At 64.4% G+C, this 15099-nt stretch carries 10 protein-coding genes; 7 read left to right on the top strand and 3 right to left on the bottom strand.

The window, feature by feature from the left end; translation table 11 throughout:
• Positions 1-12 precede the first annotated feature (12 nt).
• From CXY80_RS13585 to uvrB, 6 genes are all read left to right on the top strand, one after another.
• On the top strand, positions 13-1689 hold the full coding sequence (locus CXY80_RS13585) for a DUF885 domain-containing protein (protein WP_104132819.1): 1677 nt from the start codon (positions 13-15) through the stop codon (positions 1687-1689).
• Between the two features lie 206 nt (positions 1690-1895).
• A complete protein-coding gene (gene rpsA / locus CXY80_RS13580; protein ID WP_092448535.1) occupies positions 1896-3350 on the top strand; it encodes a 30S ribosomal protein S1 in 1455 nt (484 codons plus the stop codon).
• A 335-nt stretch (positions 3351-3685) separates the two neighbouring features.
• Positions 3686-4663, top strand: a complete 978-nt coding sequence (locus CXY80_RS13575) for a response regulator (protein ID WP_146070740.1) — start codon at positions 3686-3688, stop codon at positions 4661-4663.
• A gap of 18 nt (positions 4664-4681) precedes the next feature.
• On the top strand, positions 4682-5128 hold the full coding sequence (locus CXY80_RS20795; RefSeq protein WP_092448537.1) for a nuclear transport factor 2 family protein: 447 nt from the start codon (positions 4682-4684) through the stop codon (positions 5126-5128).
• Positions 5040-5705, top strand: coding sequence for a dephospho-CoA kinase (gene coaE, locus CXY80_RS13565; protein WP_104132817.1), 666 nt, complete (start codon positions 5040-5042; stop codon positions 5703-5705). Before CXY80_RS20795 ends, coaE begins: the two co-directional genes overlap by 89 nt.
• A gap of 29 nt (positions 5706-5734) precedes the next feature.
• On the top strand, positions 5735-7798 hold the full coding sequence (gene uvrB, locus CXY80_RS13560) for an excinuclease ABC subunit UvrB (RefSeq protein WP_092448539.1): 2064 nt from the start codon (positions 5735-5737) through the stop codon (positions 7796-7798).
• A gap of 122 nt (positions 7799-7920) precedes the next feature.
• On the opposite strand, the gene CXY80_RS13555 is transcribed toward uvrB, so the two are convergent.
• The 3 genes from CXY80_RS13555 to CXY80_RS13545 all read right to left on the bottom strand — a co-directional run bounded on the left by CXY80_RS13555 (position 7921) and on the right by CXY80_RS13545 (position 12094).
• On the bottom strand, positions 7921-10689 hold the full coding sequence (locus tag CXY80_RS13555; protein WP_158251655.1) for an FtsX-like permease family protein: 2769 nt from the start codon (positions 10687-10689) through the stop codon (positions 7921-7923).
• Positions 10690-10760: 71 nt separating this feature from the next.
• The gene (locus CXY80_RS13550; protein WP_104132815.1) at positions 10761-11489 is read right to left on the bottom strand and encodes an ABC transporter ATP-binding protein; all 729 of its coding nucleotides are present in this window, start codon (positions 11487-11489) and stop codon (positions 10761-10763) included.
• A complete protein-coding gene (locus CXY80_RS13545; protein WP_092448542.1) occupies positions 11486-12094 on the bottom strand; it encodes a PadR family transcriptional regulator in 609 nt (202 codons plus the stop codon). Before CXY80_RS13545 ends, CXY80_RS13550 begins: the two co-directional genes overlap by 4 nt.
• Before the next feature lie 136 nt (positions 12095-12230).
• Between CXY80_RS13545 and uvrA the strand changes: the two genes are divergently transcribed.
• Positions 12231-15098 carry an excinuclease ABC subunit UvrA gene (gene uvrA, locus CXY80_RS13540; RefSeq protein WP_104132814.1) on the top strand — a complete coding sequence of 956 codons (2868 nt, stop codon included), beginning with the start codon at positions 12231-12233 and terminating at the stop codon, positions 15096-15098.
• The last annotated feature ends 1 nt before the right edge of the window (position 15099 follow it).

Raw genomic sequence — 15099 nt, 5'->3', positions numbered from 1 at the left:
TAGGCTCAATGCATGACAAACGACATCCAGCGCACTCCCACGGCCATCGACCAGATCGCCGAAGAGTGGGTGGACACCCTCGTCGACCTCGACCCCACCGTGGGTACCTACATCGGCCGTACAGAGGGAGACGGTCGCTACGGCGACTACTCCCCGGTCGGTCATGAACGGTTCCTCGACGCGGCGAAGACGACGATCGCGCAGTTGGATGCCGCCCGACCGGTGGACAGCGTCGACGAAGTCACGCAGACCGACCTGAGCAGCGAACTGTCGCTCACCGTTGAAAGCTCCGACGCGCAGCTGCAGCTCCGCGACCTCAACGTCATCGCCTCGCCCGCGCAGGAGATCCGCGAAATCTTCGACCTCATGCCCACGAAAACCGTCGAGGACTGGGCCAACATCTCCAGCCGTCTCGGCAACCTGCCGGCAGCCATCGACGGCTACATCGAGACCCTGCGCCGCGGCATCGAACGCGGTGTGACACCGGCGCGCCGCCAGGTGCGGGAGGTATTCGCCCAGGCCCAGCGCCACGCTTCCAACGACGGGTTCTTCGCCGAATTCACCGCGAATGCCTCGCTCGACACCGGAACCCTACCCGCCTCCCTGGCCAAGGATCTCGGCCTCGGTGCCCGCCAATCGGCGACCGCGTACGACAAGCTCGCCACCTTCTTCCGCGACGAGCTCGAGGGTAAGGCCACCGAAAACGACGCGATCGGCCGTGACCTGTACTCCCTCGCCTCCCGCCGCTTTCTCGGCGCCACCATCGATCTGGATGAGACCTACGAGTGGGGCATCGAAGAACTCGCCCGCATGGTTGAAGAGCAAGAGAAGGTCGCCGACCAGATCAAGCCCGGTGCCAGCGTGCTCGAAGCCATCGCCTACCTCGACACCGACCCGAGCCGCAAACTGCACGGCACCCAGGCGCTGCAGGAGTGGATGCAGAAAACCAGCGACAAAGCCGTCGCCGACCTGGCTGAGACCCAGTTCGACATTCCCGACGAGATCAAAACCATCGAGTGCATGATCGCCCCCACCCAGGAGGGCGGCATTTACTACACCGGCCCGACCGACGACTTCTCCCGGCCCGGCCGCATGTGGTGGTCCGTTCCGGTCGGCGTCACCGAATTCGACACCTGGCGTGAACTGACGACCGTGTACCACGAGGGCGTGCCCGGCCATCACCTGCAGATCGGGCAGGCCGTTTATAACCGAGCCAAGCTCAACACCTGGCGCCGCCAGCTGGCCGGCACCTCGGGCCACGCCGAGGGCTGGGCCCTCTACGCCGAACGCCTGATGGAACAACTCGGCTACCTCGACGACCCGGCCGACCGTCTCGGCATGCTCGACGGGCAGCGGATGCGCGCAGCTCGCGTGGTGCTCGATATCGGGGTGCACCTGGGCAAACAACTGCCCGACGGCTCCGGCCCCTGGACCGCCGACTACGCCTTCGAATTTCTCGGCCAGAACGTCAACATGAACGAGAGCTTCGTCAAATTCGAGGTCAACCGCTACTTGGGCTGGCCGGGCCAGGCCCCCTCCTACAAGGTCGGCCAACGCATCTGGGAGCAGCTGCGCGACGCTGCACAGCAGCGCCAGGGCGCCGCCTTCTCGATCAAGGAGTTTCACCGCGCCGCCCTCGACCTCGGCGGCGTCGGGCTGGACACGCTGCGTTCTACGCTGCTGAAGTAGGGCATCCGCTTGTGTCGGCGACCGGCGGGCTGGTCGAGTTGCCCGCGGGGGAGTCGGGTAGCTAGTATGAAGTGTCACATTTGTGACGCCTATCCGCTGCCATGCGCGGAGCGTTCCACGGTCTTTCTGTACCGCGGAGCATCCAAAAACACCTGAATTATTTTTCGCGTCTGGCCCGACTATGTCCATCCTGGAGCAACTACTACATGACAATCGCAACGACCGAACGGGCACCCAAGCAGGTCGCCATAAACGACATTGGATCTGCTGAAGACTTTCTTGCCGCGGTCGAAAAGACTCTGAAATTCTTCAACGACGGAGACCTCATCGAGGGCACCGTAGTGAAGATCGACCGCGACGAGGTTCTCCTCGACGTTGGGTACAAGACTGAGGGTGTCATCCCCTCTCGCGAACTTTCCATCAAGCACGACGTTGACCCCTCTGAGGTTGTCAAGGTCGGCGACCTGGTCGAGGCCCTCGTTCTTCAGAAAGAAGACAAAGAAGGCCGCCTCATCCTCTCCAAGAAGCGCGCTCAGTACGAGCGTGCATGGGGCGACGTTGAGAAGATCAAGGAGTCCGACGGTGTTGTCACCGGTTCGGTCATCGAGGTCGTCAAGGGTGGACTCATCGTCGACATCGGCCTGCGCGGCTTCCTGCCGGCATCGCTCATCGAACTTCGTCGCGTTCGCGACCTGACCCCGTACCTGGGCCAGGAAATCGAAGCGAAGATCCTTGAACTCGACAAGAACCGCAACAACGTTGTGCTGTCGCGTCGCGCCCTGCTCGAGCAGACGCAGAGCGAAAGCCGCACCACGTTCCTCAACAACCTCCAGAAGGGACAGGTCCGCAAGGGCGTCGTCTCCTCGATCGTCAACTTCGGCGCGTTCGTCGACCTCGGCGGCGTCGATGGTCTGGTTCACGTTTCCGAGCTCAGCTGGAAGCACATTGAGCACGCCAGCGAGGTCGTTGAAGTTGGCCAGGAAGTCACCGTCGAGATCCTCGAAGTTGACCTCGAGCGCGAGCGCGTCTCGCTGTCGCTCAAGGCTACGCAGGAAGACCCGTGGCAGGTCTTCGCCCGCACCCACGCCATCGGCCAGGTTGCACCGGGTAAGGTCACCAAGCTCGTTCCGTTCGGCGCGTTCGTTCGCGTCGCAGAAGGCATCGAGGGCCTCGTGCACATCAGCGAGCTCTCCGGCAAGCACGTCGAGCTCGCCGAGCAGGTTGTCTCGGTCGGCGACGAGGTCTTCGTCAAGGTCATCGACATTGACCTCGAGCGTCGCCGCATCTCGTTGAGCCTCAAGCAGGCCAACGATGGCGTCGACCCCGACGGCACCGAGTTCGACCCGGCGCTCTACGGAATGCTCACCGAGTACGACGACAAGGGCCAGTACAAGTACCCCGAGGGCTTCGACTCCGAGACCAACGAGTGGCGCGAAGGCTTTGACGAGCAGCGCGAAAAGTGGGAGCAGGACTACGCTGCAGCCCAGGCTCGCTGGGAAGCCCACAAGAAGCAGGTTTCGACCGCGAACGACGAGATCGCTGCCCCCAGCGACGTCGCACCGGCCGGCTCTGCCTTCTCGAGCGAGTCGGCTGGCGCCGGCACGCTCGCCGACGACGAAGCACTCGCGGCTCTCCGCGAGAAGCTCTCCGGCGGCAACTAGCACCACAGCTTAACCACAGCGCTGTTTCACAGCTACGCAGTGTGACTGCGCACGTCGGGCCGCATCTTTCGGGATGCGGCCCGACGTGTTTAACCGGGGCGACGAAAGCGGATGCCGACGGACCGCGCGCACAGAGGTATCCGCCGTCACTACGCAGCCGTCATTAGATACGTCGTGGTTCGTGGTATACCTAGTAGTGAGGAAATTTCCTCTATTTGGTTGCGTCCCGGTATTCACAAAATTGCCGAGCGGATGCGGCTATCCCCCATGTGCAATCGGCTTCTGGGTGGAATGGCACAGTGCGCAACGGTTTCACAGCCCCATCGGAGAGTTTCATGCATAGTTTTCGTCCCGTTACTGACACCGACAACCCGGTCGAGAACAATTCTGAATGGCGGAGCTCGACTGACGACGCGGGCACACCGTTCGACGGAGCTGTGTCACCGTCAGGCAACGGCGTGCCGCGCCGTGCTGGCCGAACGACCACCGACGGCGATCCGCTTGCCGATACGGCGTCAGCGCCCAACCCCAGCGCCGTGGTCAGAGCATCTTCCGGCTCCGGACCGCAGCAATCTTTGATACCCGGGGACGAGAACGATACTGCACTCGGGGAAGGCTCCCTGCCCGAAGTGATCGCCACGGCTGACCACGACTCCATATTCTTTTTCCCGGGCCTCCGCGACGGCGTTACCGAAGTGGCTGAGTCAGGGGCAACGTCCACTGCTCTGGTGGTCGAGGACGACCACAAGTCGGCGAAGCTCGTCCGTCTTTTCCTCGAAGCCGAAGGTTTCGCGGTGGTTGTAGCATCCACCGGCGAGGAGGCGCTCGTTCTCGCCCGCAAAATTCCGCTCAGCCTCATCACCCTCGACGTGAAATTGCCGCGCATAGACGGGTGGAATTTTTTGCTGCAGCTGCATGATTCGCCAAAATTTGCATCAATTCCGGTCGTGGTCATCGCCGGCGATGCGGACATGAGTGTGGCGCTGAGTCGTGGCGCAGCGGCCGTGCTGGAAAAACCGCTCCAGCGAGCGGAACTGCAGAATTCTCTTGCCCTGCTGGGGTTGCGCCTCAATCGTTCCTATCCCCGCCGCATTCTTGTCGTTGACGAAGACCGGGAAACCATCGAGCAGGCGACTTCGGATGTGGAGGAACCCACCTACTGCGTCAAATCTGCTGAGACCGGCGATGCGGCGATCACCAACGAGGAAGAAGACACCATCGACAGCGATCCAGGACAACCCGTCGTCGCCATGAACAAACCAGACCTCAACCGTGAGGCGTTACTCGCTGAGATCAAGCGCGCCCTCGAATAAGCGGATACGGTGACGCGCATGGGGGAGGAATTAACATGCGAAGTGATTGGGGGATTCCTGGAGGCCTGCAATGACTACGACCTCGACGCCATCATGGGCTATTTCGCAAACGACTGCGTCGTCTCCATGCCGCGGGGAACTCCGCCCCGTGGCGACCAGTACGTGGGCAAGGACGAGGTTCGGGCCAGCCTGGCAAAACGATTCGAGGGAATCCCGAACGTGCACTACGGGAGCGACCAACGCTGGGTCTGCGGTGATGATTTCGGGTATCCGAGTGGACCCAGACCGAAACTTCGACGCGGGCCCCGCGAGGAGTCGGCGCATTCGCTTGGCGCTTGCGCGCGGTGCAAGCCGAGCCAGCAGATAGTCTGGCGGGATGTATGTGATTGGGCTGACCGGCGGTATCGCCTCGGGCAAGAGCACAGTGGCGAAACGGTTGGCGGAGCTCGGAGCTGTGGGCATTGACGCCGACCAGTTGGCCCGCGAGGTCGTCGCACCCGGCACTGTCGGCCTCGCCGCGATCCAAGCGGAGTTCGGCGATAGTGTGGTGCTGCCGGATGGCAGTCTCAATCGGCCGGCGCTCGGTGCCATCATCTTCGCTGATCCGGAGCGACGCGAACGATTGAATGCGATCACCCACCCGGCGGTCCGCCAGCTCACCCGCGACCGGATTGCAGCCGCGGACGCCGCCGATCCGCATGCCATCGTGGTTTATGACGTTCCGCTTTTGGCTGAGGCTGTCGCCGGCGGCCTAGTGACCTTCGATCTCGTCGTGGTCGTGCACGCCGATGCCGCAACCCGAATTCAGCGCATGATCGACCTCCGCGGGTTGACCGAGGCGGAAGCTACTCAGCGGATTGGAGCCCAGGCCACTGACGAGGAGCGCCTCGCCATCGCTGACGTTGTGATCAACAACACCGGGTCCATCGCCGCGACACTAGCGCCGGTCGACGCGCTCTGGGAGCGGGTTCTCGCGGCTGAAGCCGGCAAGATCGCTGTGACCGACGGCATCCGCTTGCCGTCTTCTGCTGCGCAAGACTGACTGTCAGACCGCCTTTGTAGAATGAAGGTATGGAACCAACGCGCTCTGTGAACCCGTTTGAAGTGGTCAGTGAGTACACGCCGAGTGGCGATCAGCCGTCCGCGATCGCCGACCTGACGGCCCGCATCAACGCTGGCGAAACAGACATCGTACTGCTCGGTGCCACGGGAACCGGCAAGTCGGCGACGACCGCCTGGCTGATCGAGCAGGTGCAACGTCCGACGCTCGTTCTGGCCCACAATAAGACGCTGGCCGCCCAGCTGGTGAACGAATTCCGCGACCTCATGCCCAACAATGCGGTCGAATACTTCGTCTCCTACTACGACTACTACCAGCCCGAAGCCTACGTACCCCAGACCGACACCTTCATCGAGAAGGACTCCTCAATCAACGAAGAGGTCGAACGGCTGCGGCACTCCACCACGAACTCGCTGCTGAGCCGCCGCGACGTCATCGTGGTGTCGACGGTGTCGTGCATCTACGGTCTGGGCACGCCGGAAGGCTACATGCAGGCCATGATCGCCCTGCAGGTGGGGCAGAAGGTCAGTCGCGACTGGTTGGTGCGCAAATTCGTCGCCATGCAGTACAAGCGCAACGATGTCGACTTCTCTCGCGGCAACTTTCGGGTTCGCGGCGACACCATCGAGATCATCCCCATGTACGAAGAGCTTGCGATTCGCATCGAGATGTTCGGCGACGAGATCGAGGCGCTGCACAGCCTGCATCCGCTCACCGGTGACATCGTCAAGACACTCGACGCGGTCTCGGTCTTTCCCGGCTCGCACTATGTCGCGAGCGACGACGTCATGCGCCGGGCGATCGGCACCATTGAAATCGAACTGGCCGACCGCCTCGAGGTGCTCGAGCGCGAGGGCAAACTGCTCGAAGCCCAGCGGCTGCGCATGCGCACGACCTTCGATCTCGAGATGATGGAGCAGATCGGCTTCTGCTCGGGTATTGAGAACTACTCCCGGCACATCGACGCCCGCGAACCGGGGGAGGCCCCGCACTGCCTGCTCGACTATTTTCCCGATGATTTTCTCATGGTCATCGACGAGTCGCACGTGACCGTGCCGCAGATCGGCGCCATGTATGAGGGCGATTCCTCGCGCAAGCGCACCCTCGTCGACCACGGCTTTCGGCTGCCGAGCGCGCTCGACAACCGACCGCTCAAGTTCAACGAGTTCAAGAACCGAGTCGGCCAGACCGTGTATCTGTCGGCCACGCCGGGTAAATACGAGATGGGCATAGCGGATGGCATCGTCGAGCAGATCATCCGCCCGACCGGTCTGATCGACCCGCAAATCATCGTCAAGCCGAGCAAGGGCCAGATCGACGACCTGCTCGAAGAGATCAAGAAGCGTTCTGAACGCAACGAACGCGTGCTGGTCACGACGCTCACCAAGAAGATGGCCGAGAACCTCACCGACTTTCTCACCGAGGCGGGGGTACGGGTGCGCTACCTGCACTCGGACGTCGACACCCTGCGCCGGGTGGAGCTGCTCACCGAACTGCGCGCCGGAATCTACGACGTACTCGTCGGCATCAACCTTCTGCGTGAGGGCCTCGACCTGCCCGAGGTATCCCTTGTCGCCATCCTCGACGCCGACAAGGAGGGCTTCCTGCGCTCGGCCACGTCGCTCATCCAGACCATCGGGCGCGCCGCCCGCAACGTGTCCGGCGAGGTACACATGTACGCCGACCGGCTCACCGCCTCGATGGAGAAAGCGATCGACGAGACCGACCGCCGCCGCGAGAAGCAGGTCGCCTACAACACGCTGCACGGCATCGATCCGACCCCGCTGCGCAAACGCATCGGCGACATCACCGAGGCCCTGGCCCGCGAAGAGGCCGACACCGCCGAACTTCTGGCCGGTCGCGATGCCCGCCGTAAGTCGTCGACGCCCAACCGCCGGGTCGGCCTGGCAGCGAACGGTGCCAACGACCTCGAGTCGATCATCGCCGACCTCAATTCGCAGATGCTCGAGGCTGCTGGCGAGCTGAAGTTCGAGCTCGCCGCCCGCCTGCGCGATGAGCTCTCCGAGCTCAAGCGCGAGTTGCGCCAGATGGAGAAGGCCGGCCACCTGCAGTAGCCGTGCCCGGGCCGTCATGGGTCCCGTTGCGGATCGCGGCACGTGTTTGAGAAGCCGGCACTAGTTCAAACACGTGCCAACTTCCCAAACGAGTGCCGCCAGAGCGGATGCCCCCGTCCGACTCAGTCGAACGCGGCCCGATTGCTGAACCGGGTGCGGTTGCCGCCGGCCGTGAGGGCACCGCCGACCGCAACGAGCGCCGGCAGCGCCACCACGATGAGGGCCAGCTGGAGCCATGGCGGCGTGAACGGCAGCAGAGACTGCCCAGCGGTATCGCGGGTCAGCGATAGGGCGAGCGAGGGTACGAGTCCGAGCAGTACCCCGATGACGCTGCCGAGGCCGACGATCACCACCGCCTGCCAGAACCCGAACGCCCGGCGCACCCGTGGAGACGCCCCGAGCGAGGTGAGCACCGCGTTGTCCCGGTGCCCGTCAGCGCGGGCGAGCCCGATGGTGATCGACGCCGTGACCAATGCGATGATCGCGGTGAGGGCGAGCAGCGCCCAGGTCCACGATGCGCCGAAGGCCTGTGGCCCTGGCTCGACCTGCACGAACAGACCTGGTTCGACGGCGGTGACGGCCCCCTGCACCTGGTCTTGCTGCGCCTGAGTCGGAGCCGCATTGAGGCTGCTGACGACCATGGTTGGTCGATGGTCCAGCTCCAGGGAATCGGCCGTCTCCGTGAGCATGAAGATCGCATAGGGCAGCGGATGCTCCGGCGACTGTACGCTCCCGGCCAGCGCCACGCTGCGGGCCGGTGCCACGGGCGCGTCGAGGGTGGCCATCCAGTCGAGGTGGATCGTGTCATCGACCACGTACTGCTGGTAGGTGCTCACCGCACCGCCGGCGGTGAGCGTGGCCCGGGACTGGTCTGACACCGGCACGCCGAGAATGGCAGCGAAATCTGCTATGTCGCCCACCCGGATGTGTTCGCTGATGCTCGACATCATCGGATCGAGGTAGTACGGCGTCGGGCAGCGAATGTCGGTGCGATCTTCCTGATGACCGACCTCCGACCGAGTCGCGTCGCTCGGGCACACCGTGCCCGGATCGAGGCGCGGGTACGCGAAAACGGGGGCTGTGCTGCCGGTTGCGGTCTCGCCGTCGGCCGGGGTCTTGACCCATAAGGGCGGGTTCGCGACGCTGCTGAGCAGGCGCGCCCGGGAGTCGGGGAAGGCCCCGTCCAAGGCGTTACGAACCTCTGGTCCGCTCTCCAGCAGCATCGTCCCGTACGGCGGTTCGTCGACGTAGGCGTTCAGGCTTACCCAGGCCGTGTCCTCGGGAACGGAATAGTAGTAGTCCTTGCTCGAGTTCACCTGGAAGGTCGAGATGAGGCTCATCGCGAAGGCGGCGACGAAAACGCAGCTCATGATGGCAGCGAGGGCCGGCACGCTGCGCCCGGGATTCCGAGCCACGTCCCGGGTCGCCAGTCTGGCTCCGGGGCCGAACCATGAGGCGAGCCCGGCGGCCCAGCGCAGAATCAGCGGAGCGAGAAACACCGCTCCGAGCTGCATGATCACCGGTCCGGCGATGATGAGGCCGATTCCGAAATTGGCCAGCCACGCCTGATAGACGGGGAAGTACGCGGCGAGCTCGAGCAGTCCGCCGCTCACAGCGACGATCGCACCGAGGGCCAGCAGGATGATCCCGGCCGCTGGGCGTCGCGGCGTCGGACGCGGCGGACGTAGGGCACCGCGGAGCGCTCCCAGAACGTCGATCCGCCCGGCTGCCCGGGCCGGCACCGCGGCAGCGCACCAGCCGGCGAGAACGGCGAAGGCCGCGATGATCAGCAGCGACAGCAGATCGAGGTGAAACCCCGGATACCGCGCCGCGCTGCCGTTCGCCGAAATCTGCATGAAGATCCACGCTCCGGCCAGGCCGAGCACCGTTCCTACGGCCGCCCCGAGGGCGCCGAGGATGACGCCGCCGAAGGACATAACGCGAAACAGCATCCGTTTGTCGCCGCCGACGCTGGCCAGGGTTGCCAGGGTGCGCTGCTGGGTTCGGGCGCCGACGGTGAACGCGGCGCCGGCGAGCAGGGCCACCTCGAACAGGGCGAAGCCGCCGAGCAGAATGAGGAATGAATCAAAAAAGCTCAAGGAGACGGTGCCGTCCAGGGGATAGCTGCCCACCGGCGGCGGGTCGAGCAACACGGTGCGCGAGAGCACGGTCGCCCCGCGCGGGTTGAGGTCGCCGATCTGGCTCCAGATCAGCGGGGTGTCGGGCAGATACCACTCGGTCAGCAGGTCGGAATCATCGGGCAGGACCCCGTCGAAGGCGCCGGGGAGACCGTAGAACGAGGTCGCCGCGTCGTCGAGCCAGGCGCTTCGGATCGTGCCGACGATGGTGAACTCGCCGGGCTCGGGGGCGGTGATCACGGCCGTCGACCCGACAGTTGCCCCCAAGCGGTCGAGCGTGGCGGCGGTTACCATGATCTCGCCGTCGTTCGCGGGTGCGGAACCGCTTGTGACATCCCATTTTCCGGCGAAGGACGCATCCCACGGCTGTCCCTGCACCGCCGTGAAGGAGCCGAGTCCGTCCTTCGTTTCGGCGACGACGTTGGCCTGCCGGATGGACAACAAACGGGTTCCGGCTGGGAACAGCGAGGCGGCGGTGACGGGCTCCGGCTCGATTGACTGCGCGGCTTCGCCATTGAATGCCTCGTCGCTCGGCCCCCAATGGCGGTCGTTGAGCGGGTCCTGGGTGAACTTCGGGTCGGGCGACGCGACGATCATCACCCGCGCCTCTGTCGAGCCGAGTTCGAGCACGACCCGTTCGGCGGGAGAGGCAGTGTTGCTCGCGTCCACCGTGGTGATTCCTACCAGTCCGAGCACGGGAATCGCCACGAGCAGCGCGATCAGCGCGCTGCGGCCGCGGGATTGCAGGGCCATTCGCCGGGCGATCCGAAACGCGATTCGGGTACTACCCGAGCGCCCGCCCGCAAGCGAGCTCGGCTCAACGCTCATGCCGGCAGCCCGCTCAGCAGGCTCGACACAGCGGATGCCCGCGACTCGTCCACAATCCGCCCGTCGCGCAGAAAGACGATCCGGTCGGCCCAGGCCGCGTGGCGGGCATCATGGGTGACCAGAATGCCGCCGGCACCGGCATCGACTCGCGAGCGGAGCATCCGCAACACAAGCTCGCCGGTCGTGCTATCGAGGGCGCCGGTGGGTTCATCGGCGAGAATCAACGACCGGCCGCCGACGACGGCGCGGGCGATCGCCACCCGCTGCTGCTGGCCGCCCGACAAATCAGAGGGGAAATGCTGGGCCCGTTCACCGAGCTCGACGATATTGAGCGCATCGAGGGCTGGACGGTGCGCTTTCTTTGACGTCCACCCGTCGAGTTCGAGTGGCAGGCTCACGTTTTCGAGCGCGGTCAGCGAGGGAATCAGGTTGAAATCCTGAAACACGAATCCGAGGCTGCGCCGGCGCAGGGTCGCGAGTTCGCGGGCCGAGAGCTGGCTCAGCCAGTGCCCTTCGACGACGACCTCCCCGGCCGTCGGTGGGGTGAGTCCGCCGGCCACCGTTAGAAGGGTCGATTTTCCCGAACCGGATGCCCCCATCACGGCCACGAGTTCGCCGCGGCGCACCGACAGGTCGACTCCCGCAAGCGCGGTGATCGCGGTCTCGCCGCGGCCGTACTGCATCGAGATTCCGTCGAGCTGCAAGAGAATGTCGGAGCCGGTCATGCGTTGGCCGCCGCAGTCTTGGCCGGGCGACCGCGCTTGGGCACCTCGGTGTTGAGCGGCAGCGGAGCGGCCAGGCCGGCCGCGCGGGCTCTGGCCAGCCGGTGCTCCGAGTGGTCGAGCCAGCGCGCTTCCGCCTCGGCGGCGAAGATGAGCGAGTCGATCACGAGCAGCCAGGCCAGCTGCTCGGATGATTCCGGGTCGGCGGTCGCGTTCTTGGTGCGGGTCAGTTCCTGCAGGGTGCGCATGGTGGCGGTGCGCTGGACCTGAATCACCTGGGCGATGTCGACGCCGGGCAGCGTTACGGCGATCGCGAGCTTGATGGCGAGCTCGTCACGGGTGGCCATTGTGCGCACCACGGGGGAGCCGAGCCAGTCGGCGACCTCCGCCCGTCCGGCATCCGTTATCTCGACGTAATTCTGACCGTCGGCGTCGATATCGGCCTTCTGCACCAGACCGTCGCGCTCCAGCCGGTCGAGGGTGTTGTAGATCTGGCCGACGTTGAGCGGCCAGGTCGACCCGGTGCGCCGGTCGAATTCGGCCCGCAACTGGTAGCCGTAGCACGGCCCCTGGTTCAGGATGGCGAGCAGACTCTGGCGAACAGACATACGACCTCCGGCAATTCAAACGGCTATTAGTCACCGAGTATATACATACTCTGAAACAATATTGGGATGTGCCGGTGTTCGCTCTCGGCGATGCTTGCTGTCAGGCACTGTCAGCGGCGTTGCATAGACTCAATGAGTGTCGATTACCAAGGTAGAAACAGGTCCCAAACTCAGTGTGCGCGGAGCCCGCGTACACAACCTTCACAACGTAGATCTGGAGATTCCGCGCGATGCGCTCGTGGTCTTCACCGGTCTCTCCGGTTCGGGAAAGTCGTCGCTCGCCTTCGACACCATCTTCGCCGAGGGCCAGCGCCGCTACGTGGAGTCACTCTCGGCCTACGCTCGGCAGTTTCTCGGGCAGGTTGACCGCCCCGACGTGGACTTCATCGAGGGTTTGAGCCCCGCGGTCTCGATCGACCAGAAGTCCACCAACCGCAACCCGCGGTCCACGGTCGGCACGATCACCGAGATCTACGACTACATGCGCCTGCTCTGGGCCCGTATCGGCGTGCCGCACTGCGCGATCTGTGGCGAGATTATCCAGTCGCAGACCGTGCAGCAGATCGCCGACCAGCTCATGGAACTGAAGGCGGGTATCCGCTACCAGGTGGTCAGCCCGGTCATTTCGCAGAAGAAGGGCGAGTTTGTCGACCTCTTCCAAGAGCTCGCCGGTGGCGGTTACTCCCGCGCGATCGTCGACGGCACCCAGATTCAGCTGAGCGAACCGCCCACGCTCAAGAAGCAGCAGAAGCACGACATTTCCGTTGTTGTCGACCGTCTGGTCGCCGGCCCCGAACTGCTCAGTCGCCTCACCGACTCGCTCGAAACGGCGCTCAAGCTAACCGATGGCCTCGTGCAGATCAACTTTCTCGACGAGGAAGGCGACAAGGCCTGGCAAAACTACTCCGAGAAGCTCTCCTGCCCGAACAACCACCCGGTGCAGCTGACCGAAATCGAACCGCGCACGTTCTCGTTCAACGCCCCGTTCGGCGCCTGTCCGGAGTGCTCCGGCCTCGGCACCCGCATGTCCGTCGACGAAGACCTGCTGCTCGGCGACCCGGACCTGAGTATCGCCGAGGGTGTTGTACTGCCCTGGACCACCCAGGGCAAGGGCCTGTTCCAGTACTACGAGAAGCTCCTCGACGGTCTCGCCCGCGACCTCGACTTCTCGCTCGACACCCCCTGGGGTGACCTGACCAGCGAGGTGCAGAACGCCGTCATGCGCGGCGATAACTTCGAGGTGCGGGTCAAATGGAAGAACCGCTACGGGCGTGAAATGAGCTACACCTCCGGCTTCGAGGGTGTCGTGCCCTACATCGAACGCCAGTACCTGCAGGCCGAGAGCGACACCCAGCGGCAGCGCTGGTCGGAATACCTGCGCGAGGTCGACTGCCACGTCTGCAAGGGCACGAGGCTCAAGCCCGAGGTGCTCGCCGTGCTCGTGCACGACGCGAGCATTGCGGATGTCTGCGCGCTCAGTTTGAGCGACGCCCGCGAGTTCATGGACCAGCTCACGCTCACCGACCGCGAGGCCGCCATCGCCGCCCAGGTTCTGCGCGAGATTCGCGCGCGCCTCGATTTTCTCATTCGGGTCGGGCTCAACTACCTCAACTTGGCGCGGGCCGCGGCGACCCTGTCCGGCGGTGAGGCACAACGCATCCGCTTGGCCACTCAAATTGGTTCCGGGCTCACCGGGGTGCTCTACGTGCTCGACGAACCCAGCATCGGCCTGCACCAGCGCGACAACCGTCGCCTGATCGAGACGCTGGTCACCCTGCGCGACCTCGGCAACACGCTCATCGTGGTCGAACATGACGAAGACACCATCAAAACCGCTGACTGGATCGTCGACATCGGCCCCGGCGCCGGGGTCAACGGCGGACACGTCGTGCACTCCGGCTCCTACGAGGGGCTGCTCGCCAACACGAAGTCGCTCACCGGCGACTACCTGGCCGGGCGCAAGTCCATCGCCACCCCGACGACCCGCCGCCCGATCGACCCGGAGCGACTCATCGGCGTCACCGGTGCCGAGGCCAACAACCTGCAAAAGGTCTCGGTGACGTTCCCGCTCGGCACCTTCACCGCCGTAACCGGGGTCAGCGGATCTGGCAAGTCATCGCTGGTCAACGACATCCTTTACCGTGTGCTCGCCAATCGGCTGAACGGCGCCCGCAAGCTGCCCGGCAAGCACACCAGGGTCACCGGTCTCGAGCAGCTCGACAAGGTCATCCACGTTGACCAGGCACCCATCGGCCGAACCCCGCGCTCCAACCCGGCCACCTACACCGGCGTGTTCGATAAGATCCGCACCCTGTTCTCCGAGACCATCGAATCGAAGACCCGCGGATACCTGCCCGGTCGCTTCAGCTTCAACGTCAAGGGCGGCCGCTGTGAAGCCTGCTCGGGTGACGGCACCATCAAGATCGAGATGAACTTTCTGCCCGACGTGTACGTGGCCTGCGAGGTGTGCGGGGGAGACCGGTACAACCGCGACACCCTCACCGTGCACTACAAGGGCAAGAACATCGCCGAGGTGCTCGACATGCCGATCAGCGAGGCGGCCGATTTCTTCGAGCCGATCTCGTCGATCCACCGTTTTCTCAAAACGCTGGTCGAGGTCGGACTGGGCTATGTGCGCCTCGGCCAGAGCGCCACGACCCTCTCCGGCGGCGAGGCCCAGCGGGTGAAACTCGCCACCGAGCTGCAGCGCCGGTCCAACGGTCGCAGTGTATACGTGCTCGACGAGCCGACCACGGGCCTGCACTTCGAAGACGTGCGCAAACTGCTGCTCGTGCTCAACAGCCTTGTCGACAAGGGCAACACCGTCATCGTGATCGAGCACAACCTCGACGTCATCAAGTCCGCCGACTGGGTGATCGACCTCGGCCCAGAGGGTGGTTCCGGCGGTGGCAAGGTACTCGCGACCGGCACCCCTGAGCACCTCGCCACGGTCAAGAAGAGCTTCACCGGTTCCTTCCTGAAGGAGGTCCTGGCTGCCGGCTAGG

Origin of the sequence: Cryobacterium sp. M91, from assembly GCF_002929615.1 — a bacterium.
GTDB lineage: Bacteria > Actinomycetota > Actinomycetes > Actinomycetales > Microbacteriaceae > Cryobacterium > Cryobacterium levicorallinum.
Note: the sequence above shows the minus strand (reverse complement) of the source record. Positions and strands in the feature narration are given on the sequence as shown.

Excerpts from the sequence above, each read along its gene's own strand:
- CXY80_RS13575 (WP_146070740.1), top strand. The coding sequence starts at position 3,686 with ATGCATAGTTTTCGTCCCGTTACTGACACCGACAACCCGGTCGAGAAC.
- CXY80_RS13585 (WP_104132819.1), top strand. The coding sequence starts at position 13 with ATGACAAACGACATCCAGCGCACTCCCACGGCCATCGACCAGATCGCC.
- uvrB (WP_092448539.1), top strand. The coding sequence starts at position 5,735 with ATGGAACCAACGCGCTCTGTGAACCCGTTTGAAGTGGTCAGTGAGTAC.
- CXY80_RS13555 (WP_158251655.1), bottom strand. The coding sequence starts at position 10,689 with ATGGCCCTGCAATCCCGCGGCCGCAGCGCGCTGATCGCGCTGCTCGTG.
- coaE (WP_104132817.1), top strand. The coding sequence starts at position 5,040 with ATGTATGTGATTGGGCTGACCGGCGGTATCGCCTCGGGCAAGAGCACA.
- rpsA (WP_092448535.1), top strand. The coding sequence starts at position 1,896 with ATGACAATCGCAACGACCGAACGGGCACCCAAGCAGGTCGCCATAAAC.
- CXY80_RS20795 (WP_092448537.1), top strand. The coding sequence starts at position 4,682 with ATGGGGGAGGAATTAACATGCGAAGTGATTGGGGGATTCCTGGAGGCC.
- CXY80_RS13550 (WP_104132815.1), bottom strand. The coding sequence starts at position 11,489 with ATGACCGGCTCCGACATTCTCTTGCAGCTCGACGGAATCTCGATGCAG.
- CXY80_RS13545 (WP_092448542.1), bottom strand. The coding sequence starts at position 12,094 with ATGTCTGTTCGCCAGAGTCTGCTCGCCATCCTGAACCAGGGGCCGTGC.